Here is a 21,263-nt window from a genome sequence, read left to right as displayed (position 1 = left end):
TTTTTTAAATGAAGGGGGCACTAATATGTCTGAAAAACAAGAATTAGCCACATTTGCAGGAGGCTGCTTCTGGTGTATGGTTAAACCTTTTGATGAACAGCCGGGCATTATCAAAGTTGAATCAGGGTATACTGGCGGACATACAGTGAATCCGACCTATGAGGAAGTATGTACAAATACAACGGGACATAGAGAAGCGGTTCAAATCACGTTTGATCCTGACGTGTTTCCATATGAGAAGCTGCTAGAGCTGTATTGGCAGCAAATAGACCCAACAGACGATGGCGGGCAATTTGGTGATAGAGGGGAATCTTACCGTACAGGTATTTATGTTCATCATGACCAGCAGCGAAAGCTTGCAGAAGCATCGAAAGAGCAGCTGAGCCACAGCGGGATTTTCAAAAAGCCAATCGTTACAGAAATTTTAGACGCAGGTCCTTTTTATCCAGCAGAGGAATATCATCAGCATTATTATAAGAAAAACAAAATGCACTACGAACGATATCATGTCGGGTCGGGCAGAGCCGGTTTTATTGAGTCCCATTGGAGTGATAAATAATGGCAAATGAAAAAGAAAAGCGTATAAAAGAATTAAACCGCATGCAGTACGAAGTCACGCAAAATAATGGCACAGAGCCGCCATTTCAAAATGAATTTTGGGATCATAAAGAAGAAGGTATCTATGTGGATATCGTTTCAGGAAAGCCGCTTTTTTCTTCTTTAGATAAGTTTGATGCCCACTGCGGATGGCCAAGTTTTACAAAACCGCTTGAAGAGGAAGAAGTAGCAGAGAAGGTTGATACGAGTCATGGAATGGTGCGGACAGAGGTTCGCAGTAAAACAGCTGATTCTCATCTAGGTCATGTTTTTCCTGATGGACCAGGGCCAAACGGTCTTCGGTATTGTATTAACTCAGCCGCTTTAAAGTTTATCCCAAAGGATGATCTTGAAAAAGAAGGCTACGGAGATTTGAAACATCTATTTGATTGATCCATTTAAAAATCGTCACATGGAAAGCAGCTGCTTCCGTGTGACGATTTTTTATTTTTTATGATGTGTATGATGTAATTGTTCGATGATGTGGAACAGCTTTTCTTTTGTAATGAGCGGTGCTTCTTTTGAGGTGTAATTCGTTAAGTCGACTTTTTGAAAGGCAGGGTGCAAATGTGGTCTCGGTAAAATGGCATAAAATTGTTCGTGTTCAAACAGTGCATCTGCTTCGTGCGGAAATGTGAGCTCCTCGTGAAGCTTTTCGCCAGGTCTTTTTCCCACTACAAGAATATCCGGAGATTTAGCATTGATTTGAGCGGCATATTCATGAAACGCTTTTAGGAGATCGGCAAGCTGTAAGGATTCCATCTTGAGAATGAAGGTTTCGCCGCCTTTCATCATGATTGCTGCTTGAAGTGTGAGGGAAACAGCCTCTTCAATGGACATAAAAAAACGTGTCATATGAGGATCTGTCACGGTCAAAGGTTTTTCATTTAATAGCTGCTGGAGCATGATCGGAATAACGGAACCTCTAGATCCAAGCACATTACCAAAGCGTACAGAGCAAAACCTCGTTTTTTGATTCGGAATACTTTCGTTTGCTTGGAAAAATAGTTTTTCTGAAATCAATTTTGTTGCACCCATGGCATTCGTTGGAGAAACCGCTTTGTCAGTTGAAATGTTGACGACATGACTCACTTCATGTTCGAGAGCGGCTTCAATGACGTGCTGCCCGCCGATGATATTCGTTTGAACGGCTTCGAACGGATTATCTTCACAAGTGGGTACTTGTTTTAAGGCCGCTGCATGGAAAATGATATCCACACCCTTGACGAGCTGTCTCACGCGGCTTGCATCCCGGACATCTCCTAAAGCGAATACGACCTCTGGATGATCTGCGTACTCATTTTTCATCATGTATTGTTTGCTGTCATCTTTACTGAAGACGATTATCTTCTTTGGAGAGCAACTTGTTAATTTATTCACGATTTGCCGGCCGATTGACCCCGTACCGCCTGTAACCAATATCGTTTTGTCACGAAAAAAGGTCTTCAAAGTCGTTTCTATCTGTTTGGACATATCTAATCCCCCAACTCTCATTTCTCTACTTTGCATCATATGTGAAAGAGCGGCATTCGTTTGAGGAAAAGAACCACTTCATGTATAAATTAGGTGAACAAATTATAACCATCTGCTTGTCGTCTTAATAGAATATGGAGAGATAAGAGATCAACTAGAAAAACGAGAGACCTGAATACTTCAGTACTGCGGTCAGCTCGGGCAGAGAAGAAAATTGTAGGGAGCTGTGCGCGAGGGGAGAAGAGAAGACATGTATAGGGGAAATCGTATTTTAGCCATGATACCTGCATTTAGAAGTCACGACGGCCAGCACGATGAACACATACGCATATTGGCAGAGAGGCCGCTTATCTATTGGACCATTCAGTCGTTATTGCAAATGATTGAATTAGATGAAGTCATCGTCTCCTCAGAGGATGTCAATACGCAAATCATTTCATCTCACTACGGAGCAAATGTGATTGAACTGCCAAGCACACATGTAACAGAACAAACGCCGTCACTGTTAGCTGTGAAGCATGCGCTTGCTTATTTAGAGCGGGAGGGGAAAACCTTTGATATTGTGCTGTATCTGCATCCATCGTCTCCTCTAAGACAGCCGGCAGATATCGAGAAGTGCTTGCAGCTTTTAGTGGAAGGGGGATATGACTGCACCGCATCTTTTACAGAGGCGTTAGAAAACCCAAATGAAACTTGGACACTGCATGAAAACAATGAAGCTACTTTATATAAGGACAATCATTACTTTTTCATGCCAAAGCATGAGCAGCCATATACGTATGGCCGGCTAAATGGTGCGATATATGCTTTTCATGCTGATTATGCCAAAGAATGCATTCATTCCTTTTTAGAAGGATCTCTCGGAGCATATATGATGGATCACACGCGGTCGCTTGTGGTGAAACAGGAGGCAAATCGGAAAGAGGCAGAGAAAATCTTATTAGCTCGCCGAGATGCGGAAGATCATGCATAAGCTGGCATTCAACGAGAAAAAGCGCCCAGTTATAGGGCGCTTTTTACAATGTCATAAAGCCTTTGCGGCATCGTATCAAATGTATTCCAGCGAACGGTTTGCTCATAGTTGTTCAGTGCGGCCGCCTTTCTTTCACATGCATTTGATCCATAGTATTCCACCTGTTTTATCAAATCATCCTCATCTTTGTAAAAAGCAAAGCTTGAAAAAGCAGGCGGCGGAGGTAGATCCGTCAATTGAAAACTTCCAGTTGCAGCAATGTCAAATGCTCTGTTATTGAGGCTCATATTTTGAATCATGGCTTTGTTTTTGTTATACGCAAATTGAGCCGGCCTATGCGGATTCAGGACAATTGCTGTCTGCTGATAGATGTCCGCCATTTGCTGAGGACTCAGCCAATTCGTTATCAGTGTGAAATCACGATAATGTCTCCGTGATTTATTTAAGTGACGGTGCCATTCCTTACCTGCAACAAGAATACGCCATTTGTTTTGCTGCAAGAGTGTATCGATGGCTTTGATGCGGTTGGGATAAGGGTAGCCAATGAGTGCAATGTCATACGTGCACATCTCTTCTGGCGATTCATTTTTCTGAAAGACACGTGTATTTGCCGGAATGGGAAAGTAGTGCGTATGATCAGCGCCTAATTGTTTATAAAATGGCAAAACCCCTTCATCAATCGTCAATATAAGCTGAGCTTCATGTACGCAAGCAGCTGACACATCTGTATAAAAGGGATCTTCTGTCATCCAAAGAACAATCGGGATTTTTTCTTGTTTGAATTGATGAAGCACATCTTTCGGAACATGATCACCGATCATCATCAAAACAAAATCCGGAGAAAATGTCCGGATTTTGTGCATGTTAGTGGGTAGAGATTCTCTATCAATCTTTACACATGAAAAGGGGGAATCAATGAAGCTTTCTTCTACCCATTGATCAAACATGTGATAGATTCCGCCGTAGCCAGAACTGATATAAAGAAGCTTCATGATGATCCTCTCACATTAAGATGTGAATGTAACACTTTCAACTTTATCTACATCTAATAGAGTCGTTGCTGAGCCTGTAGGTGTGACAGAGCTTTCTTGTGTAACAAATACAACACCTGTTGAAGCATCGAATGATACAAATTGAACTGGGCCAATTAAATCTCCTGAGTCAGTGACAATGCTAATGACTGTTCCTGGTGCAAGTCTTGCAAAGATCCATCTTGCTGGCTGAGATACATCGAGTGTTGTAGCAGAATCTGAAGGTGATGCCTCAGCTGCCACTTCACTTAATAAATCGTTCAATTTTTCTTCCATTTGAACTCCTCCTTCTTCGAGATTAGCTGTTAATGCATGAGTAATTGGTTTGAAAAACACTTTCAATAGTTCCTTTTTTAATTCAGCACGCTTTTCGCTCATTTTTTCCCCATCCTTTCTTCATCAATTCAAACTCACCCCTATGTATATGCCGTTTATTTTTTTTGGCATAAGCAGAACGCTGATTCCTGATCTTTTTTTCATTTAATCACTTCACACATTTTTAAAAATGTTTTCAAATGCTGAGGCTAAATGAAGTGACGCTCATACTCTAGTAAAGATTAAATGTGAAGAGAGAGGGATTATGAATGGAATTTGAACAATTATTAGATGGTTGGAACGAAGAATTACTAGAGTCGGAAGGAGTGCTTGAAGTTATCTTGATTTTACTTCTTCTTCGTCTTTTAGAAGAAAGTGGGGAAGAGAATGTGTCAGACATCAAAGAATTACTTCGTCCATGGCTTGAGCTTGGCATTCCAGTGCCACGTGTTCATTTAGTCAATGGAGATGTACTTCAAAACGTGGTTGTCGTGCAATTGTTTGATACGGTTGCAGTCTTTAAAAACGCGACAAATCAGCTAAGAGTGAGTGTTCCTTATGTGAACATTGTCAGCTGGGGGGCTTTTTAATCTAATCAAAAAGGATAATGATCATGAAAGTATCGGTGATTTTAACAAGCTACAATAAACCAGATTTCATTGATCGTGTGCTAAAGAGTATGGTAGATCAAACGTATCCGCATTGGGAGCTTTTGATTATGGATGATGGCTCAGAAGAGGGCACCATTCAAAAGATCCAGCCCTATTTAAGTGATGAACGCATTCAGCTGTATTCGCACACAGTTCATCCGGCAAAACGGCTGTTAACCGCACGATATGCGACGCTTATTAATGAAGCATTAACCCGTATAACAGGTGAGCTCATTTGTTATTTAACCGATGATACTGTGTACCATCAAGATCGTTTGCTTAAAATGGTGGATGTTTTTCGGTCGAAGCCTCACATAGATATTTTGTATTCCTCGCAGCGGGTCGTGCATGTTGATCAGCATTTAGTGGAAACGATGAGTTTTATTCGAGAAGCAGATCAAATCTTAGAGCATGCGTCCTTTCAAGTGGACCATTGTTCGGTCATGCACAGAAGCTGCTTGCTTCCACTGATCCATGAAAAATACGGACAATATTGGGATGATGAGCCAAAGCACTGGCATCATGCAGATTCTGTATTTTGGATGAGGCTGAATCATTTCGCTGCGTTTTTTCCATTAAAAGATGTACTGGATACAACGTATAAAACGCCTCATTCCTTTCATCATCTGTTTTCGAGTATGCCGTATGATTTAATTGACGGAACGGTCATTGAAAAAGAAGGAGATTATTATCAAATCGCAGACGGGAAACTTCATGGAATTGAAAAACGCTGGATCAATGAAAAGAACAGGCGTGCGATCCGTGTTCCGCTGTTATGTGAGATGAAATATGAAATGAAAGAGAAGCTGGCAGTACCCAATTATACAGTTGTCACCGCAGATAATGGGAAAACGTTCTTTTATATTGAAGATCAGAAAAAAAGACGGTTTGCTTCAAAACGTGACGTGCAATATTTTCAGTTTCATCCAAAGGAGATCTATACGATTTCAAATGATCAGCTCCAGGCATTTGAGGATGGCAGCATCATTCAAGCTTCTCCGGTTTTCAGTCCGCCAAACAGGCGCCTGTTTAAATGGAAACAAGATGTTTATTTACTTGTGCATCATACCTTTTGCCGAATTGATCCTGAGATCGTGAAGCGATTTGCTTTTTATCATCAGCCGATTAAGCTGTACCCATCCCAATTTACGTTTTTTCAGGAAGGAAAGCCGATTGTGCCGCTGTATAGGGAATCGCTGCAAGAATTCGATATGTCTCTTTATCAAACATCCGGACGAAAGCACTCCTCATAAGAGGGGTGCTTTTTTCGCAATGATTGCAGGAAGTAGAAAGGAAAAAGCGAAACATGAAAAGGACAGGAACCTTTTAGAAATGATCAAGCCGCTGAAAACTCGGCAATTGATGCCGGTTTTTTGGCACTGAAAGTGAGGGGGAAAGAATGGGGAAGGTTGTCGAAAGAGCAGATTGGTTTGAATTGATTTTAGAAGCCATTGATGAAGCCATTCACGTTGTAGATGATCGAGGGATGACGATTTTTTACAATCATAATGCCGCTAAGTTTGACTGTTTACAAAAAGAAGAGGTGATTGGCAAGTACATCCTTGATGTGTATCCCTCTTTAACTGAAAAAACAAGTACGCTCATGCATGTGTTGCGAACAGGAAAGCCCATTTATCATTCACTGCAAACCTATTTGAATAAAAATGGAGAAAAAATTGAAACCGTGAACACGACATTGCCTATTATCGAAGATAACAAGTTAATAGGCGCGGTCGAAGTTGCAAAAGATGTATCAAAGCTGTCGGCTCTTTCCAATCGGTTAGGGCAAAAAAAGCGAACACAGGACGCGGCTGAGGCCGTACAAATGCATGATTTTGCTTCATTTTTAACAAATGATCCGCTTTTAAAAGAAATGCTTGAAAGGGCAAAAAAAGCAGCTGCTTATCCATCATCAGTTGTTGTCTACGGGGAAACAGGGACAGGAAAAGAAGTGCTCGTTCAAGCCATTGTCCATGAATCTGACCGGAAAAATCAAGTGTTCATTCCGCAAAACTGCGCAGCACTCCCAGAATCATTACTTGAAAGTTTATTGTTCGGATCTGTCAAAGGGAGCTATACTGGTGCACTTGATCGCAAGGGACTTTTCGAATTAGCTGATGGGGGCACACTTTTTCTTGATGAGCTGCAAGCGATGCCGCTCACGCTGCAGACGAAATTATTACGGGTGTTAGAGGATGGCGTTGTCCGCCGGATCGGTGACGCAAAGTCCATTCAAGTGGATGTTCGGCTCATTACTGCGCTCAATATGGACCCATTCGAAGCAGTGAAAAAGCAAATTTTAAGAGAAGATTTATTTTATAGACTGCATGTATCATCTTTTCATATCCCGCCGCTTCGTGAAAGAAAGCAAGATATCACGCTGCTATCCCGCCACTTTATTCAAACCTATCATCAGCAGTTTTCAAAAAACGTCACACGCCTTTCTGAAGAAACGGAACGATTGTTTATGGTGCACCACTGGCCTGGGAATGTCAGAGAATTAAAACATACGATAGAGCATGCCGTGTTGATGATGCCAAAGGAAGCGGAAGAGATCATCCCTCTATACCTTCCGGCTCATTTACGTGAGCAAAAGCTGGAAAAAGATACATCTGAATCCTCCTTAAAAAATCAAGTGTCTTCATTTGAACAAACATTGATTCAAGAAGCTTTACATCAGCATCATGGAAATATTAAAAAAACCGCCGCTGCTTTAAAAATCCCTCGACAAACGCTGCAATATAAATTAAAGAAATATGCAGATGCCGAAATATAGGCACAACATCCAATTGAATATGACGGGTAAAAGCTCCTTTTGTAAAGAATAGGGGCATTTTCCCATGTTGGCACATAACTTGCATAGTATAAAGTGAATGCTGATAGGGGGAATGGATATGAATCAGAAATTGTATGAACCGGCACGTCACTGGAAGGACATTGAGCTTTGGAAGGATGTACCTGAGGAAAAGTGGAACGACTGGATTTGGCAGCTGACGCATACCGTGAAAACGCTTGAGGATTTAGAAAAAATCGTAAACTTAACAGAAGAGGAACGAGAAGGGGTGAAGATTTCCACCAAAACCATTCCACTCAACATTACACCCTACTATGCCTCACTGATGAATCCAGACGATCCAAGATGTCCAATACGTATGCAATCTGTGCCAATTGCAGAAGAGCTTCATAAAACAAAATATGATCTGGAAGACCCGCTGCATGAAGATGAGGACTCACCTGTCCCGGGGCTTACGCACCGATATCCAGATCGTGTGCTGTTTCTTGTGACAAATCAGTGCTCCATGTACTGCCGTTATTGTACGAGAAGACGTTTTTCCGGCCAGATTGGTATGGGTGTGCCGAAAAAGCAGTTAGATGCTGCAATTGGATATATTAGAGAAACACCTGAGGTGCGGGACGTGTTAATTTCTGGCGGAGATGGGCTGTTAATCAATGATCAAGTGCTTGAATACATTTTGAAAAACTTACGAGATATTCCACACGTTGAGATCATTCGGATTGGAACCCGCGCGCCGGTTGTCTTTCCGCAACGTATTACAGATGAGCTGTGCGAGATTTTGAAAAAATATCACCCAGTTTGGCTGAACACCCATTTCAATACAAGTATTGAAATCACAAAAGAAGCAAAAGAAGCGTGCGAACGTCTTGTGAATGCCGGCGTTCCTGTAGGGAATCAGGCTGTCATCCTTGCAGGTATTAACGACAGTGTGCCGATTATGAAGAAGCTGATGCACGATCTTGTGAAGATTCGGGTCAGACCATATTATATTTATCAATGTGATTTATCTGAGGGCATTGGCCACTTTAGAACGCCGGTATCAAAAGGGCTTGAAATCATTGAAGGCTTAAGAGGGCATACGAGCGGTTATGCAGTACCAAGCTTTGTTGTCGATGCGCCAGGAGGCGGAGGGAAAATTGCCTTACAGCCAAATTATTTATTATCGCAAAGCCCTGACAAAGTCGTCCTTCGCAACTTTGAAGGTGTCATCACCTCTTATCCAGAACCAGAGCATTACGTCGCAGGCCAGGCAGATGCGTATTTTAATGAAATTTATGAAGAGAAACAAGAATCGGCAATTGGTATTACCGCACTATTTGAGGATGAAGCGAGATCGTTTACGCCTGAGAATTTAAGCCGAATGAAACGTAGAGAAGCATATGAGACAAATCCTGAGCATGACACACTTAAAAACAAACGTGAAAAACGAGACGAATTAAAAGAGAAGAAATATCAAGCGCAGCTCAAAAAAGAACAAACCGTAAAGGAGGAGAAATAGCCTTGCTGACATGTGATTGGTGTGAGGAAAACAAAGCAAATGCGGAGCAGACAACAGTCTATTGGGAACTGATCACGGGCACACAATCAATTGAAATCATCGAAACGCCGTCCATTTCCTGCACGCACTGCGGGATGATCTATCAAAAGGATGAGACGGTCAAAGAGATTGAAGATCAATTAATTTTAGTGGATCAGACAAAACTTCCAGAAAAAATCTCCTACGAGGAATTAATGAGCATGGAGCGGTTATTAAAGCGAAATTACTTTGACTTTTCATCATAAGTTGTACCTCCGCCTATACAAGTCATCAAATTGCTGTATAATATAACAACAAAATAGTGTGTCGCGGAGGGAAAAACAGGTGAAGTCGTTTTACCATTATTTAATGAAGTTCAGACATCCAAAACCGAAAGATGAAATCAGCCATTTTGCAAATGCTGCGTATGAGGATCACAGCTTTCCTAAAGCTTCCACAGATTATCATGAGCTGTGCGCTTATTTAGAATTAAATGGTGATTATTTAAGCTCAATGACAACATTTGACGAAGCGTTTGAGCAATACGAAGTAGAAGTCAAAAAAAAATAACACACAACCGCTTATCCGAATGGAGAAGCGGTTTTTTCATGAGAAATAAAATGGCGTTTTGCATGGTGTGGTTGCCCATGCAGAATTCCTTGCGCCGGCATACGATACGTTAAGACCAAAAGTCGGGCAAGGGGGAGACAGAATGAAGGCGAAAGCACCAAAATATCAAGTAGGGGATATTGTCGTCGTTGTCATGTACGGCACAGTCGGAACGATTACAAAAGTCCATCAAATTGACCAGCACTATTTATATGAGGTCAATCATAATGAGGTGCTTTATTTTGAAACATCACTTCAGCTTTACGATGAGTATAGTGGAGTGATTGTCGATACAGAAAAGCTGGACATTGAATATGAGTTCCTCATTGGCGATGTTGTATATGTAAAAGATTACGGAAAAGAGCTATTTAAAATCATCGGTCATCGGACTGAAATTTGGCGTTACCTTGAAGATGGCTGGGAAGATGTCATTTACGAACTCACGAGGCTGAAAGACGGAGAGTGGCTGGAAACAGAAGAGGAAGATCTAACGCTTGTCCTAAGAAAATATGAGATGGACCAGTTTGTTCATCAGCTTCTTTTTGTGCATTACGTCGGAGAAACCTCAAAAGAGTTAGAAGAAGATATGGTCCAAACGGCTTTATTGCAGCTAGAAGAGAAACAAGAAAGCGAATCTTCACTTGAATTTCTGGCTGTATCTATAGTGGATGAGCTTCTTGATATTTATAACGATTATAAAATTCTCTATGAATTTTTCAAAGATCCAGAATATAAGGATATGATGGATTTTATTTTGGAAAGTTTACACGAACATTTTGGTTAAAGAAAGACTTGTCCTAATACGAATAAAAAATAAGGCACACAGAAAAATGCAATCACATAAAACCATCCCCTCAAGATACGGCCCATCACCTGATCAAAAGTTTCTCCATCTAATATGCTTAACCACTTCATTCTTTCAAGCCCCTTTTCTTTTTGTTTACTGCATTTATATGTATGGAATGAGCCATTATGACAAACTGTAATAAAAAACAGCCGGCGTTCATACATCATAAAAAAGGAGGCGGAATGCAATGAAGGAAGCAGATTTGGTGATTGATACAGAGGAAATTGCGGAGTTCTTCTACGTGGAGCTGATCAAAAGAGGGTACATACCTGCTGAGCTTGAAACATTTGAGCTGGCTGACATTACATTTGAATATATGCTGAAAAAAGCAATGATAGTTGAAGAAGAGGCGTGGTAGGCACTATACTTTGAAGAGATTCTGAAGAGAGAGGGAGGGGAATCCTTCACGTGTACATCCTATTTCTTTTCATTTTATTTGGCGCCATTGCTGCGCTCATGGCATCTGGGGCTTTTCAAGATTTGGACAACCAGATTATCTTATGGTTTGAAAGCATCAGACTCCCTTTTTTAAATGATGTCATGCTGGCTTTGACGGACTTTGGCATCAGCGCGCTGCTCGTTCCAATCATGCTCATTTTTAGTGTGGTCTTGTTTATGTATAAGCGCTACTACTCTATCATGATGCTTTTTCTACTATATCTCACAGAAAAAACAATCAATCATGAATTAAAGGGGCTGTTTGCTAGAGAGCGTCCGGCCTTTGATCACCTTGTAGGTGAAACGTATTATAGCTTTCCGAGCGGACATTCGATGAATGCAGCCACAATCTACCCTTTTATTGCTTATCTATTAGTTGAAATGATCCCATGGCTGAAAGAAAGACAAAAAATCGTCTATTTGATCACAGGGCTTTGCGTTCTGGCCATCGGCATCAGCCGGATGTATATCGGGGTGCATTATTTGACAGATGTTGCAGGAGGCTTTGCGATAGGACTCGCTTTATTTCTCATTTGTAAAAAGATTGACGAAAGATTGCCTGTCATTCGACAAAAATAGAAGAAGGAAATTGACAGATCCCAGCCAATTTTATATAAAAGGGGAGGGATTTGAATGCAATTGACGTTGAGATTTTTTCAAAAGAAACCTTCAGCATTTCACTTAACCATTTATCAGACACCTGAATATGGCGCTGCAAGCGGGCATCAGCCTGTGTACCGGACAAAGATTGGCGGCAGAACACACCTTGATGTACTGGAAAAAGCATTCTCGACATTTAATGTACATGATACAGTCCCTAATGATTACAATGCGCGGTTTATCACAACAGGTGATATTGTTGTGATTGATGATAAGAAAAAGGGGAAGTGCTATTATCAGCTCTCTCCGGCAGGGTGGAAACGCAGTGAACGACTAATGACGATAGGTTAAATAGATAATGAATGATGCCAGCTTGAGATCCAGCTGGTATTTTCTTTTTTAAGCTCGATCGTTTATAATAAATAGGATAAAATACATAGTAAACGTAAGTGGAGGCTAAAAAATGAGTGTACATATTGGAGCAGAAAAAGGACAAATTGCAGAAACGGTATTGCTGCCAGGCGATCCGCTTCGTGCGAAATATATTGCAGATACATATTTAGAAGATGTTGAGTGCTATAACGAAGTGCGCGGAATGTATGGCTATACTGGAACCTATAAAGGAAAACGTGTTTCTGTACAGGGCACTGGAATGGGCGTACCGTCTATTTCAATTTATGTGAATGAACTCATTCAAAGCTATGATGTTCAAAACTTAATTCGCGTTGGATCTTGTGGAGCCATCAAAAGAGATGTCAATGTACGTGACGTCATTTTAGCCCAGACATCATCAACAGATTCACAAATGAATCGTGTCGCTTTTGGACCGATTGATTATGCGCCATGCGCTGATTTTGGCCTGCTCAAGAAAGCCTACGACACGGCTCAAGAAAAAAATGTCGCTGTACGTGTCGGAAATGTATTTACAGCAGACCAATTTTATAATGAAAAACCACTTGAGCTCATGGCTCAATATGGTATCCTAGCGATCGAAATGGAGACAACCGCTCTTTATTCTCTTGCAGCAAAATTTGATCGAAAAGCGTTATCAATTTTGACTGTGAGTGATCACGTTCTAACAGGAGAAGAAACAACGGCTGAAGAGCGTCAAACAACGTTTGATGAAATGATCTTAATTGCGCTAGACTCCGTTTTATAATAGTATAAAGGGTGTGCTACAATGTAGCGCATCTTTATTTTTTTAGAAGAGCAAAAGGAAGGTATGTCATGAAGAAAAGCTACAAAATACTCTCAATCGCATCGATTCTTGGTTTGACAGCCGTGCTATCAGGCTGCCAGTTGCTGGATCAAAAAAGCGGTACATCTGAATCAAACAAAACAAACGAACAAAAAAACGCAGCAAGTTCATCTCCCCAGCACAACTCAAACGATAAGGCAGATTCATCGAATCAAGAGCTGACGTTAAAGAGTGAATATTTCAATGACATCAAGGTTGTGAGCGGTCTGAAAACCATTCAAAATCCTGAAAATGTGCTAGCACTTGTCAACAAAGAATATGCATTACCAGGAACCTATAAACCTTCTGATCTCGTTGTACCAAAAGTAGAATTCTCTTTTTCGGAAGATATTGAAAAGCGATATATCCGCAAAGAAGCAGCGGAAGCGCTTGAGAAGTTATTCAAAGGTGCAAAAAAGGAAAACTTCGAGCTTGCTGCAGTATCTGGCTATCGCTCCTATGACCGTCAAAAGGTCATTTTTGATAGTGAGGTCAAATTAAAAGGCAAAGAAAAAGCACAAGAAGCAGTCGCTTTACCAGGCGAAAGTGAACATCAAACAGGTTTAGCCATGGACATTTCCTCAAAAAGTGCCGGTTTTGAGATATCTGAAAAGTTTGGTGAAACACCAGATGGCAAATGGGTGGCTAAAAACGCCTATAAATATGGCTTTATCATCCGTTATCCAAAAGGAAAAGAAGACATTACGAAATACGAATATGAGCCGTGGCATCTGCGCTATGTGGGAAAAGAAGCCGCAAAAGCGATGCATGATCATGATTTAACATTTGAAGAATACATGAACAAAGTAAAGAAAATCTAAACAAGTTAAAGGCCTCCCAGCTATTCGGGAGGCCTTCTCTTATTCTTCTTTTAAAAAAAGAACAATCCTGCTAATGCGAAGCCGGTAATGAAACCGAGGCCGATGCCATACGCTGCACCCCAGCCATAATATCCGCCCCAATAGCCAAAGCCAAAGCCTCCGCGAGACCCGCCGACTGGACGAATATAAACTTTGCGGTTTGTCACACGCTCAATGCGTCCGACGTGTACTCTGCCATTACGGTCAGTAATTCTAGCGACTTTCCCCATGTGCTGCTGACAAAGCTTGTAGTAGCGCTCCATGTTTTTCCTCCTTATGACAAACTCTTTTCACTCTTATCCTATGCGAGAGACTTCATAGAGTTTGGACAAAACATATAGGAGATTCGCTCATTTTATACGGTACATTCAAATAGAATGTGGCTTAGCTGCTTTCGGTGTGCTTGAATGAGATCGTAGTGTGTTTGCAGCGTCTCGTAAAGAGAAGGGGGTATGTGTTCAGATAATTCCATCTCTGTCGGCTCCTCCTGCACCATATGTTCATCGAATGAGAGAATCTGAATGTCACGGAAGCCTGCTTCGGTTAACTGCTCCTTCCATTCTTCAAGCGACAAGAGCGAGTGAAAGCCGTAAAAATTTCGAACAGCTGCCAGCTCTTCAGGCGTAAGAGGGGCTTTTAACACAGCTTCATTTGCAATCAATTGACTGCCAGGAGCAAGCACACGTTTGATTTCAGCTAGTGCATCAGGCAGCTTGGTAAAGCTTAAAACAGATTCACTGATGAGTAGAGAGAACGCTTGATCTGGAAAGGGCAGCTGCTCAATGGATGCCTCTAAAGCACGGATCGGCAGTTCCTCCCGTTTGAATCGCAGGTTCGCCTTTTCAATCATCAATGGATGCGTATCAATCGCCTCCACCTGATAACCTATATTTCCTAAATAGGCGGCGGTCTGTCCTGTACCACATCCAGCGTCCAGTATTCGTGCATGAGGCGGCAGTTTTATATGCTCAATCATCGTTTTTGTTAACTCAATTCCGCCAGGATGGGCACCTGATACGCCAAAATAAGCAAGCATTTCTACATAATCACTCATATAATCCCTTCTTTCCTTATCCTGTTCCTCTCTAAAGATTATGCAATAGAGGGGCAAATGGCTTATCTTTTCAAATAGAAGTTGATCCTTTGGTTGACGGATGAAGCATCGTCCTTGATAATAATGAAAGGAGATAAAGGTGGTGTTTTTTTGAAAAAACAAATGAAGTTCGTGGTAGCCATTCTGGTGACTGCTGCACTGTCCTCAGCGATTACATTTGTGATCACAAAACAAGGTGCTGTCAGCGTCTCAGGAGACGAGAAGTTTAGTAAACTCATGGCTGCGTATACGAAGGTAAAGGATGAGTATTACGAAAAAACGGATGATCAAAAACTAGTAGATGGTGCGATCCAAGGAATGATTGCATCACTTGATGATCCATACTCTACATATATGGATCAGGAGGAAGCCGAAGGATTTAACAATACCATTTCTTCTTCATTTGAAGGGATTGGTGCACAAGTAGAAGAGAAGGATGGACAAATTTTAATTGTCGCGCCGATTAAAGGCTCTCCTGCTGAAAAAGCTGGTTTGAAACCTCATGATCATATTTTAAAAGTAGATGGAAAAAGCACCAAAGGAATGTCGGTCAATAAAGCAGTCTCTCTCATTAGAGGGAAAAAAGGAACGGATGTTAAGCTGCATCTCAACCGTCAAGGAGTCGGCAATGTAGATGTGACCATCACAAGAGACACGATTCCGCTTGAAACGGTGTATGCAAAACTCACAAAAGACAAAATAGGAGAAATCCAAATTACGTCCTTTGCTGAAACCACATCGAAAGAGCTGGATAAAGCAATTGATGACCTCGAGAAAAAAGGGGCGAAAGGTTTTGTCATTGACCTAAGAGATAATCCAGGCGGCATCATGACAGAAGCCATTGAAATGAGCAATGACTTTATTGATAAAGGGAAAGTCATCATGCAGGTTGAAGAAAAAGGGAAGAAACAAGTGTACAAGGCTGAAAAAGAACGCAAAGTCCATCAGCCGGCAGTTGTCCTTGTAAATGGCGGTTCAGCCAGCGCTGCTGAAATCATGGCGGCGGCTCTGCACCAATCTTCAGGCATTCAAATTGTGGGTGAAAAGACGTTTGGCAAAGGAACTGTTCAAAATGCGCAAAACTATAATGATGGTTCTAGTGTCAAGTTAACCATTGCAAAATGGCTGACACCAGACGGTTCTTGGATTCACAAAAAAGGTATCGAACCACAGGTGAAAGCAGCTCTCCCAAGTTATGCAAAGCTGCCGTACTTAAGCCCGAAAAAATCATATGAGCTAAATGACAATGGAGATGAAGTCAAAGCAGCTCAAAAAATGTTCCAAGCGCTTGGCTACAAAGCAAAAGCAAACGGTGAGTACGATGAAGCATTCCAGTCTATCGTCAAAAGCTTCCAAACAGACAACGATCTCAAGGCAGACGGTATTCTGACAGGAGATACAACGACCGTTCTGATGACAAAGATCCAAGATAAGCTAAAGAACAACGATACACAAATGAAAAAAGCCATTGAAGTCTTGAAAAAAGAAATGAAATAAAAAAAAGCAGTCCTCATCAGGGGGACTGCTTTAAGATTGTAGAAAAACCCCACCTTTATTTTGAGTGAAGTGGGTTTTTTTGATAAAAACATATAGAGTTTTATGCTGAACACGGTTCTTTCCATGTCTAGTTTGCTTGCTTTTAAAATTCATGGCAGTAAAAGTAAGCATACTTTCTTTTTGATCCATGTAACGCTGTTAGGTGTTAATATTTGTATGGGAAAAGACGGTTTTAAACTTGACAAAAAAATGTAATTATGCTATAATTTACTTTCTTGTTTTTAGAATATATAATAGGATTCTCCTGGCCAGGAGAATCCTATTTTTTTGTTCTAAAATAAAGGAGTGTGTTTGTATGAAGAAAGGTGAGTCCAGTGTCACTTCTTTAATATCGGCATTTGCTAGATCTTATCATAGTCAATTTGATACTCCTAAGATCTTTAATGATGATATAGCTAAAGAATTAATTTCTGAAAAAGAATTCAATGACATCAAAGAAAATATGGTTCAAGGCAAACATTTCTTCAACAAAGATATCGCTCAAAAATTCGAAGGAAATACAGAAGAAATATTAAAATGGATTACACAAGTCCAGCTTTCTCCAATTACCTTATCACGTGCAGCGTATTGCGAAAAAGTATTGCTTCATGAGGTAGCGTTAGGATTAAAACAATATGTCATACTTGGTGCTGGATTAGATACTTTTAGTTTCCGACATCCAGAATTGGAAAACAGCTTAGAAATATTCGAAATTGATCATCCCACTACACAGGAATTTAAAAAGCAAAGGTTGGACGAGGCTAAATTAAAAATCCCAAGTAATCTTCATTTTGTTTCTATGGACTTCACCAAAAATTTGTCCTACCAAAACCTAATAGGTCAAGGGTTTGGTAACAAAAAGACTTTCTTTAGTCTTCTAGGGGTTTCTTACTATTTAACGAAAGAGGAAGTGTCAAGTTTAATAGATTATTTATTCACCAAGGTTCCATCAGGGAGTTCAATCGTTTTTGATTATGCAGATGAAAAACTATTCGAAGAAAAAGGAACCTCTAATAGAGTTGAAAATATGGTGAAAATGGCTTCAATAAGCGGGGAACCAATGAAATCGTGTTTTTCGTACTTTGAAATCGAAAAGGTATTAGAGAAAGCAGATTTACTCATTTATGAACATTTATCACCTGATAAAATTAATGAACTGTATTTTAACAATAGAGAAGATTACCTATCAGCTTTTGAGACCATTCATTACATTCATGCCGTAAAAAAATAAAACTCGAGCATGTACATTGGAATTGTGTTATACAAAAAATCTTGTAGACTTTGTCTACAAGATGAAAGCAGTCCTCATCAGGGGACTGCTTTTTCTTATCCTTACACTTCGTTTGTGATCACTTCTGTTTTTTCATCATCCTTTTCAAATAGATCATTCATGACAGAATTGGATGTGACCTTCTTTTGGAAGAATGGATTCAAGATCAAGATAACGACGACGTTTGCTAGTAAACCAAGAAAACCTTCATAAAGGCCGAACGTGACTTGTGAGATATTGGCTGTAAAGGTAACGATGATTCCAATGACTAACCCGGCAATCGTTGCTTCTCTCGATTGTTTTTTCCAGAACAAGCTGATGGCAATAGCTGGGAAGATTTGAACCATTCCTGAAACACCAATGAGCTGAAGCGTGACAAGTGCAGTTGGGAACAGCATCCCGAATAAAAGAGCGAGTCCGATGACGATAAACACCATCGAACGTGTAATGATGGTCAATCTTTTAGGTGACACATTCGGATGAATTAAGTCACGGTATAAATTATTGGCAAATAAATTTGATGCGCCAATGGCCATGATGGAGCATGGAATGAGGGAAGCCAGTGCAATCGTTGAATAAGCGAGCCCCTGCATCACGCCGCCATATGATGTTTGAATTAAATGAAGAAGAGCAAATCTTGGATTTGTATCTTCTGGTAAGACTAAAAAAGCAATAAATCCAAGGAAGATGACCAAAATCAATACAATATTATAAAGAGGCAAAAACATGCTGTTTTTACGGATGGCATCTGCGCTTTTGGCTGTAAAAACCCCAGTTGCTGCGTGTGCCCACATAAACAAAGCTAGAGCAGAAACGCCTGAAGCAGTAATGAACCATAAAATGCCCTTAGGACCGCCTTCAGGGATCGTTAGAAGCTGAGGGGCTTCTTTGGCTAACGTGTTCATCATCGGTGTCCAGCCGTTAAAATGAATAATTGGCAGTGAAACGACCATAAACAGCATGATCACCCAAACGAGAATATCCTTAATAATGGCTGTATATGTAGGACCTTTAATACCACTAAAAAATGTATAAAGTGCGACTAAAATAAATGAAATAATAACTACTGCATTCACATTAATATAATTAGTTCCAGCGACAGTTAACGTATCTTGAATTCCGCTCAGCTGAAGACAAATATAAGGAATCAGCATAAGTACTCCAACAATCGCAATCAAACTGGATAACAGCTTGCTGTCAAACCGCTCACGTGCATAATCGGCAAGTGTTGTAAGGTTGTGATTTTTCGCAACCGTCCATAGTTTCGGTAAAAAGAAATAAGCAATAAAATAAGCTAGGACTGAATAAGGAATAGCGAAAAAAGCAACGCTTCCAGCTGTATAAGCTGTACTTGTAAGCCCTAAAAAGGTATAAGCTGTATATAAGTCTGCGCCAACGAGAAACCAGACGAGCAGTCCGCCAAATTTTCTTCCGCCGACAGACCATTCTTCTACTGACTGTCTTGATGATTTGTCACGACCAGCGGCAAATCCGATGACCACGACGATGAAAATAATACTTGCAGTAATCAATAAAGCTGTTAAATTTCCTTGCATTAGTCAGTTCCTCCATTTGAATGTTGCATCTTATAAATGATAAATGTGCAAATTGGTGTGAGTACAATCCATAGCAAGAGCCAGAAGTGGAAAAAGGGCAGGCCGATGACAAATGGATGAATGCGATTCGCAAAAGGCAGCAATGCGAGCTGTCCGATGAATGGAATCGCGATTAGTAGTGCCAGCATCAATTTTTTGTTCATGATTTCCTCCTGAATATTTTGTAATTTCATAATAATAGCAGTTGTCAGATTAGATCACAAGACCATTTTCAGAAAAAACAATCATTTTGGTGAATACCATACTAATATAACGCTTTCATTCTTGAAAAAGGAGAAAGAGTAAAGTTGTAAAGAGGGGAAAGGGGAAAGAAAGTATGTAGAAATAATATTTGAAGCAAATAAAAAAGCCCCAGCATAAAGGCTGAGGCCTTGCCAATTTTTAAAGGAAATCAGATACTTCTTCGATGTCAAAACGGTTGCTTTTATGAGCTTCTTTCGCTGCTTTACCAACTGAAATCAGCATAACCGGCTCGTAGCGGCCGCTTACATTGAATTCTTTGATGTACGCGTCTTTACTGAAACCACCCATTGCACATGTATCATAGCCCATTGCTTTTGCCGCAATCATTAATTGCATAGCAGCTAATGAAGCATTTGAATACGCTGCTTCGCGTGCATATTGCTCGCTTTGGTATGCGCCATTGATTTGAGTCATCAATGTTTCTTTAATGTCTTCTGTAATGAAGCCTTGTTCTGCCAGCTCACTGTAGATTTTTTCGCCATTTTGGTTAGCTTCAAGGTCACCTAGAACTGCAATAACAGCTGATGCCTGTGATACTTGCTTTTGGTTGTAAGCGATTGGAAGTAATTTTGCTTTTGCTTCAGCACTATGGAAAACAGTGAAATGCCAATGCTGAAGGTTCCAAGCAGATGGTGCTTTTGTTGTGATTTCAAGAAGCTCTGTTAACTCTTCTTTTGTCATTTCATGAGAAGTATCATACTCTTTTACTGAAGCTCTTTGTTTTAAGATGTCAATTGTTTTTTGATCGGTCGCCATATGGATATTTCCTCCCGTTTTTGCAAATAATATGGTACAATAACTAAAAAGTGAGAAACTTACTTATTGTAACTAGAGTTATTTTAAATTGTACACCGTTAGTTTGTCAAACAATCATGAAAAGAAAGGCTGAAATTTATGGAATTCCAATTATGTCCACACATTCAGCAAGCTTTTTTACTCCTAGGCAAAAGGTGGAACGGTCTCATTATACATGTATTGCTTGATGGACCAAAGCGTTTTAAAGACCTCTCAGACACGATCCCGTCGATCAGTCAAAAAATGCTCGCAGAGCGTTTAAAAGAGCTCGAGCAAGAAGGGATTATAGAGCGGACCGTCCTGCCTGAGACGCCTGTCAAAGTCATTTACAGTTTAACTGAAAAAGGGAATGCGTTACATGATGTGTTTCATGAGGTATCTCGGTGGGCAGGGGAGTATACAGACTCACACGGGAAAAAGGAGCAAGCCTAGTTTCAGGATTGCCCAAACATTTTGACTCCTGATGAATATGCTGATGTTAGGCACATGACAAAGGAGGAGAAATGCATGTACCCTCATACTCCGTATTTTCGAGGCGGCGCCCCTGGCATTCCGCCATATGAATCCAGAGTCCCTTTGTTTTTTGGTTTTGGCGCTCCTTTAGTCGGCGGACTGCTTGGCGGATTTCTAGGAAGTGCGATTTTTAATTATCCCCGTCCATATTACCCGCCGCCACCACCGCCTGCTCCACCACCTTATGGCGGCGGATATCCACCATATTATTAAGAAAAAAGAGTAAGCCTGCTTCCGTTCTTAAAGCAGGCTTT

The 21,263-nt window shown here is 40.7% G+C and carries 27 protein-coding genes; 19 read left to right on the top strand and 8 right to left on the bottom strand.

Translation table 11 applies throughout. The annotated features are described in order from the left end of the window. Positions 1 to 25: 25 nt before the first annotated feature. Both msrA and msrB read left to right on the top strand, forming a co-directional pair. The gene (gene msrA / locus BAE31_RS18440; RefSeq protein WP_076841081.1) at positions 26 to 559 is read left to right on the top strand and encodes a peptide-methionine (S)-S-oxide reductase MsrA; all 534 of its coding nucleotides are present in this window, start codon (positions 26 to 28) and stop codon (positions 557 to 559) included. Next, positions 559 to 990, top strand: coding sequence for a peptide-methionine (R)-S-oxide reductase MsrB (msrB, locus tag BAE31_RS18435; RefSeq protein ID WP_041109531.1), 432 nt, complete (start codon positions 559 to 561; stop codon positions 988 to 990). The genes msrA and msrB overlap by 1 nt, the downstream gene beginning before the upstream one ends. 51 nt (positions 991 to 1,041) lie before the next feature. Here msrB and BAE31_RS18430 read toward each other — a convergent pair whose 3' ends face one another. Next, complete coding sequence (locus BAE31_RS18430) at positions 1,042 to 2,070, bottom strand: SDR family NAD(P)-dependent oxidoreductase (protein ID WP_041109529.1); 1,029 nt, start codon at positions 2,068 to 2,070, stop codon at positions 1,042 to 1,044. A gap of 250 nt (positions 2,071 to 2,320) precedes the next feature. Here BAE31_RS18430 and BAE31_RS18425 point away from each other — a divergent pair, with 250 nt between their 5' ends. Then, positions 2,321 to 3,043: an acylneuraminate cytidylyltransferase family protein gene (locus BAE31_RS18425; protein ID WP_076841080.1), complete on the top strand. Its 723-nt coding sequence runs from the start codon at positions 2,321 to 2,323 to the stop codon at positions 3,041 to 3,043. A gap of 29 nt (positions 3,044 to 3,072) precedes the next feature. Here the strand turns inward: BAE31_RS18425 and BAE31_RS18420 are convergent, their stop codons facing one another. Both BAE31_RS18420 and BAE31_RS18415 read right to left on the bottom strand, forming a co-directional pair. After that, positions 3,073 to 4,035: a CgeB family protein gene (locus tag BAE31_RS18420; protein WP_076841079.1), complete on the bottom strand. Its 963-nt coding sequence runs from the start codon at positions 4,033 to 4,035 to the stop codon at positions 3,073 to 3,075. A 15-nt stretch (positions 4,036 to 4,050) separates the two neighbouring features. Continuing rightward, positions 4,051 to 4,452 carry a hypothetical protein gene (locus BAE31_RS18415; protein WP_024422714.1) on the bottom strand — a complete coding sequence of 134 codons (402 nt, stop codon included), beginning with the start codon at positions 4,450 to 4,452 and terminating at the stop codon, positions 4,051 to 4,053. A gap of 206 nt (positions 4,453 to 4,658) precedes the next feature. Here BAE31_RS18415 and cgeC point away from each other — a divergent pair, with 206 nt between their 5' ends. The 12 genes from cgeC (at position 4,659) to BAE31_RS18355 (ending at position 13,904) form a co-directional block, all read left to right on the top strand. Next, complete coding sequence (gene cgeC / locus BAE31_RS18410; RefSeq protein ID WP_024422713.1) at positions 4,659 to 4,979, top strand: spore maturation protein CgeC; 321 nt, start codon at positions 4,659 to 4,661, stop codon at positions 4,977 to 4,979. A gap of 17 nt (positions 4,980 to 4,996) precedes the next feature. Beyond that, on the top strand, positions 4,997 to 6,292 hold the full coding sequence (locus BAE31_RS18405; RefSeq protein ID WP_076841078.1) for a glycosyltransferase family 2 protein: 1,296 nt from the start codon (positions 4,997 to 4,999) through the stop codon (positions 6,290 to 6,292). A 146-nt stretch (positions 6,293 to 6,438) separates the two neighbouring features. After that, complete coding sequence (locus BAE31_RS18400; RefSeq protein WP_076841077.1) at positions 6,439 to 7,815, top strand: sigma-54 interaction domain-containing protein; 1,377 nt, start codon at positions 6,439 to 6,441, stop codon at positions 7,813 to 7,815. A gap of 118 nt (positions 7,816 to 7,933) precedes the next feature. Then, positions 7,934 to 9,334, top strand: a complete 1,401-nt coding sequence (gene kamA, locus BAE31_RS18395; RefSeq protein WP_041109515.1) for a lysine 2,3-aminomutase — start codon at positions 7,934 to 7,936, stop codon at positions 9,332 to 9,334. A 2-nt stretch (positions 9,335 to 9,336) separates the two neighbouring features. Beyond that, complete coding sequence (locus tag BAE31_RS18390) at positions 9,337 to 9,618, top strand: YokU family protein (RefSeq protein WP_024422710.1); 282 nt, start codon at positions 9,337 to 9,339, stop codon at positions 9,616 to 9,618. Between the two features lie 79 nt (positions 9,619 to 9,697). Beyond that, positions 9,698 to 9,922, top strand: coding sequence for a YozE family protein (locus tag BAE31_RS18385; protein WP_024422709.1), 225 nt, complete (start codon positions 9,698 to 9,700; stop codon positions 9,920 to 9,922). A gap of 142 nt (positions 9,923 to 10,064) precedes the next feature. Further along, entirely contained in the window at positions 10,065 to 10,745 is a 681-nt protein-coding gene (locus BAE31_RS18380; RefSeq protein ID WP_024422708.1) for a hypothetical protein, read from the top strand. 250 nt (positions 10,746 to 10,995) lie between these two features. Beyond that, the gene (locus BAE31_RS18375) at positions 10,996 to 11,166 is read left to right on the top strand and encodes a YozD family protein (RefSeq protein WP_065214722.1); all 171 of its coding nucleotides are present in this window, start codon (positions 10,996 to 10,998) and stop codon (positions 11,164 to 11,166) included. A gap of 50 nt (positions 11,167 to 11,216) precedes the next feature. Continuing rightward, positions 11,217 to 11,825, top strand: coding sequence for a phosphatase PAP2 family protein (locus BAE31_RS18370; RefSeq protein WP_041109514.1), 609 nt, complete (start codon positions 11,217 to 11,219; stop codon positions 11,823 to 11,825). A gap of 54 nt (positions 11,826 to 11,879) precedes the next feature. Further along, complete coding sequence (locus tag BAE31_RS18365; protein WP_024422706.1) at positions 11,880 to 12,197, top strand: hypothetical protein; 318 nt, start codon at positions 11,880 to 11,882, stop codon at positions 12,195 to 12,197. A 112-nt stretch (positions 12,198 to 12,309) separates the two neighbouring features. Next, positions 12,310 to 13,005 (top strand): purine-nucleoside phosphorylase, encoded by a 696-nt coding sequence (gene deoD / locus BAE31_RS18360; protein WP_041109512.1) that lies wholly within the window; start codon positions 12,310 to 12,312, stop codon positions 13,003 to 13,005. 68 nt (positions 13,006 to 13,073) lie between these two features. Then, positions 13,074 to 13,904, top strand: a complete 831-nt coding sequence (locus tag BAE31_RS18355) for a M15 family metallopeptidase (RefSeq protein WP_076841076.1) — start codon at positions 13,074 to 13,076, stop codon at positions 13,902 to 13,904. A gap of 50 nt (positions 13,905 to 13,954) precedes the next feature. On the opposite strand, the gene BAE31_RS18350 is transcribed toward BAE31_RS18355, so the two are convergent. Further along, complete coding sequence (locus tag BAE31_RS18350; RefSeq protein WP_024422704.1) at positions 13,955 to 14,206, bottom strand: hypothetical protein; 252 nt, start codon at positions 14,204 to 14,206, stop codon at positions 13,955 to 13,957. Between the two features lie 92 nt (positions 14,207 to 14,298). Further along, positions 14,299 to 14,997, bottom strand: coding sequence for a class I SAM-dependent methyltransferase (locus tag BAE31_RS18345; protein WP_041109510.1), 699 nt, complete (start codon positions 14,995 to 14,997; stop codon positions 14,299 to 14,301). 150 nt (positions 14,998 to 15,147) lie between these two features. On the opposite strand from BAE31_RS18345, the gene BAE31_RS18340 reads away from it, so the two are divergent. Next, positions 15,148 to 16,533 carry a S41 family peptidase gene (locus tag BAE31_RS18340; RefSeq protein ID WP_076841075.1) on the top strand — a complete coding sequence of 462 codons (1,386 nt, stop codon included), beginning with the start codon at positions 15,148 to 15,150 and terminating at the stop codon, positions 16,531 to 16,533. A 355-nt stretch (positions 16,534 to 16,888) separates the two neighbouring features. Continuing rightward, positions 16,889 to 17,803, top strand: coding sequence for a class I SAM-dependent methyltransferase (locus tag BAE31_RS18335; RefSeq protein ID WP_076841074.1), 915 nt, complete (start codon positions 16,889 to 16,891; stop codon positions 17,801 to 17,803). A 101-nt stretch (positions 17,804 to 17,904) separates the two neighbouring features. Here the strand turns inward: BAE31_RS18335 and BAE31_RS18330 are convergent, their stop codons facing one another. From BAE31_RS18330 to BAE31_RS18320, 3 genes are all read right to left on the bottom strand, one after another. Further along, complete coding sequence (locus tag BAE31_RS18330; protein WP_076841073.1) at positions 17,905 to 19,398, bottom strand: sodium:solute symporter family protein; 1,494 nt, start codon at positions 19,396 to 19,398, stop codon at positions 17,905 to 17,907. Further along, the gene (locus BAE31_RS18325; RefSeq protein ID WP_024422700.1) at positions 19,398 to 19,601 is read right to left on the bottom strand and encodes a DUF3311 domain-containing protein; all 204 of its coding nucleotides are present in this window, start codon (positions 19,599 to 19,601) and stop codon (positions 19,398 to 19,400) included. Before BAE31_RS18325 ends, BAE31_RS18330 begins: the two co-directional genes overlap by 1 nt. A gap of 238 nt (positions 19,602 to 19,839) precedes the next feature. After that, the gene (locus tag BAE31_RS18320; protein ID WP_024428323.1) at positions 19,840 to 20,457 is read right to left on the bottom strand and encodes a nitroreductase family protein; all 618 of its coding nucleotides are present in this window, start codon (positions 20,455 to 20,457) and stop codon (positions 19,840 to 19,842) included. Positions 20,458 to 20,595: 138 nt separating this feature from the next. On the opposite strand from BAE31_RS18320, the gene BAE31_RS18315 reads away from it, so the two are divergent. Both BAE31_RS18315 and BAE31_RS18310 read left to right on the top strand, forming a co-directional pair. Continuing rightward, positions 20,596 to 20,928, top strand: coding sequence for a winged helix-turn-helix transcriptional regulator (locus BAE31_RS18315; RefSeq protein ID WP_041109504.1), 333 nt, complete (start codon positions 20,596 to 20,598; stop codon positions 20,926 to 20,928). A gap of 75 nt (positions 20,929 to 21,003) precedes the next feature. Further along, positions 21,004 to 21,222 (top strand): hypothetical protein, encoded by a 219-nt coding sequence (locus BAE31_RS18310; protein WP_024422697.1) that lies wholly within the window; start codon positions 21,004 to 21,006, stop codon positions 21,220 to 21,222. Positions 21,223 to 21,263 lie beyond the last annotated feature (41 nt).

Origin of the sequence: Bacillus sp. I-2 (assembly GCF_001974945.1) — a bacterium.
Taxonomy (GTDB): Bacteria; Bacillota; Bacilli; order Bacillales; family Bacillaceae; genus Bacillus; species Bacillus safensis.
This window is presented reverse-complemented; position numbering and strand designations above follow the sequence as displayed.

Excerpts from the sequence above, each read along its gene's own strand:
- msrA (WP_076841081.1), top strand. The coding sequence starts at position 26 with ATGTCTGAAAAACAAGAATTAGCCACATTTGCAGGAGGCTGCTTCTGG.
- msrB (WP_041109531.1), top strand. The coding sequence starts at position 559 with ATGGCAAATGAAAAAGAAAAGCGTATAAAAGAATTAAACCGCATGCAG.
- BAE31_RS18430 (WP_041109529.1), bottom strand. The coding sequence starts at position 2,070 with ATGTCCAAACAGATAGAAACGACTTTGAAGACCTTTTTTCGTGACAAA.
- BAE31_RS18425 (WP_076841080.1), top strand. The coding sequence starts at position 2,321 with ATGTATAGGGGAAATCGTATTTTAGCCATGATACCTGCATTTAGAAGT.
- BAE31_RS18420 (WP_076841079.1), bottom strand. The coding sequence starts at position 4,035 with ATGAAGCTTCTTTATATCAGTTCTGGCTACGGCGGAATCTATCACATG.
- BAE31_RS18415 (WP_024422714.1), bottom strand. The coding sequence starts at position 4,452 with ATGAGCGAAAAGCGTGCTGAATTAAAAAAGGAACTATTGAAAGTGTTT.
- cgeC (WP_024422713.1), top strand. The coding sequence starts at position 4,659 with ATGGAATTTGAACAATTATTAGATGGTTGGAACGAAGAATTACTAGAG.
- BAE31_RS18405 (WP_076841078.1), top strand. The coding sequence starts at position 4,997 with ATGATCATGAAAGTATCGGTGATTTTAACAAGCTACAATAAACCAGAT.
- BAE31_RS18400 (WP_076841077.1), top strand. The coding sequence starts at position 6,439 with ATGGGGAAGGTTGTCGAAAGAGCAGATTGGTTTGAATTGATTTTAGAA.
- kamA (WP_041109515.1), top strand. The coding sequence starts at position 7,934 with ATGAATCAGAAATTGTATGAACCGGCACGTCACTGGAAGGACATTGAG.
- BAE31_RS18380 (WP_024422708.1), top strand. The coding sequence starts at position 10,065 with ATGAAGGCGAAAGCACCAAAATATCAAGTAGGGGATATTGTCGTCGTT.
- BAE31_RS18375 (WP_065214722.1), top strand. The coding sequence starts at position 10,996 with ATGAAGGAAGCAGATTTGGTGATTGATACAGAGGAAATTGCGGAGTTC.
- BAE31_RS18365 (WP_024422706.1), top strand. The coding sequence starts at position 11,880 with ATGCAATTGACGTTGAGATTTTTTCAAAAGAAACCTTCAGCATTTCAC.
- deoD (WP_041109512.1), top strand. The coding sequence starts at position 12,310 with ATGAGTGTACATATTGGAGCAGAAAAAGGACAAATTGCAGAAACGGTA.
- BAE31_RS18355 (WP_076841076.1), top strand. The coding sequence starts at position 13,074 with ATGAAGAAAAGCTACAAAATACTCTCAATCGCATCGATTCTTGGTTTG.
- BAE31_RS18350 (WP_024422704.1), bottom strand. The coding sequence starts at position 14,206 with ATGGAGCGCTACTACAAGCTTTGTCAGCAGCACATGGGGAAAGTCGCT.
- BAE31_RS18345 (WP_041109510.1), bottom strand. The coding sequence starts at position 14,997 with ATGAGTGATTATGTAGAAATGCTTGCTTATTTTGGCGTATCAGGTGCC.
- BAE31_RS18335 (WP_076841074.1), top strand. The coding sequence starts at position 16,889 with ATGAAGAAAGGTGAGTCCAGTGTCACTTCTTTAATATCGGCATTTGCT.
- BAE31_RS18330 (WP_076841073.1), bottom strand. The coding sequence starts at position 19,398 with ATGCAAGGAAATTTAACAGCTTTATTGATTACTGCAAGTATTATTTTC.
- BAE31_RS18325 (WP_024422700.1), bottom strand. The coding sequence starts at position 19,601 with ATGAACAAAAAATTGATGCTGGCACTACTAATCGCGATTCCATTCATC.
- BAE31_RS18320 (WP_024428323.1), bottom strand. The coding sequence starts at position 20,457 with ATGGCGACCGATCAAAAAACAATTGACATCTTAAAACAAAGAGCTTCA.
- BAE31_RS18315 (WP_041109504.1), top strand. The coding sequence starts at position 20,596 with ATGGAATTCCAATTATGTCCACACATTCAGCAAGCTTTTTTACTCCTA.
- BAE31_RS18310 (WP_024422697.1), top strand. The coding sequence starts at position 21,004 with ATGTACCCTCATACTCCGTATTTTCGAGGCGGCGCCCCTGGCATTCCG.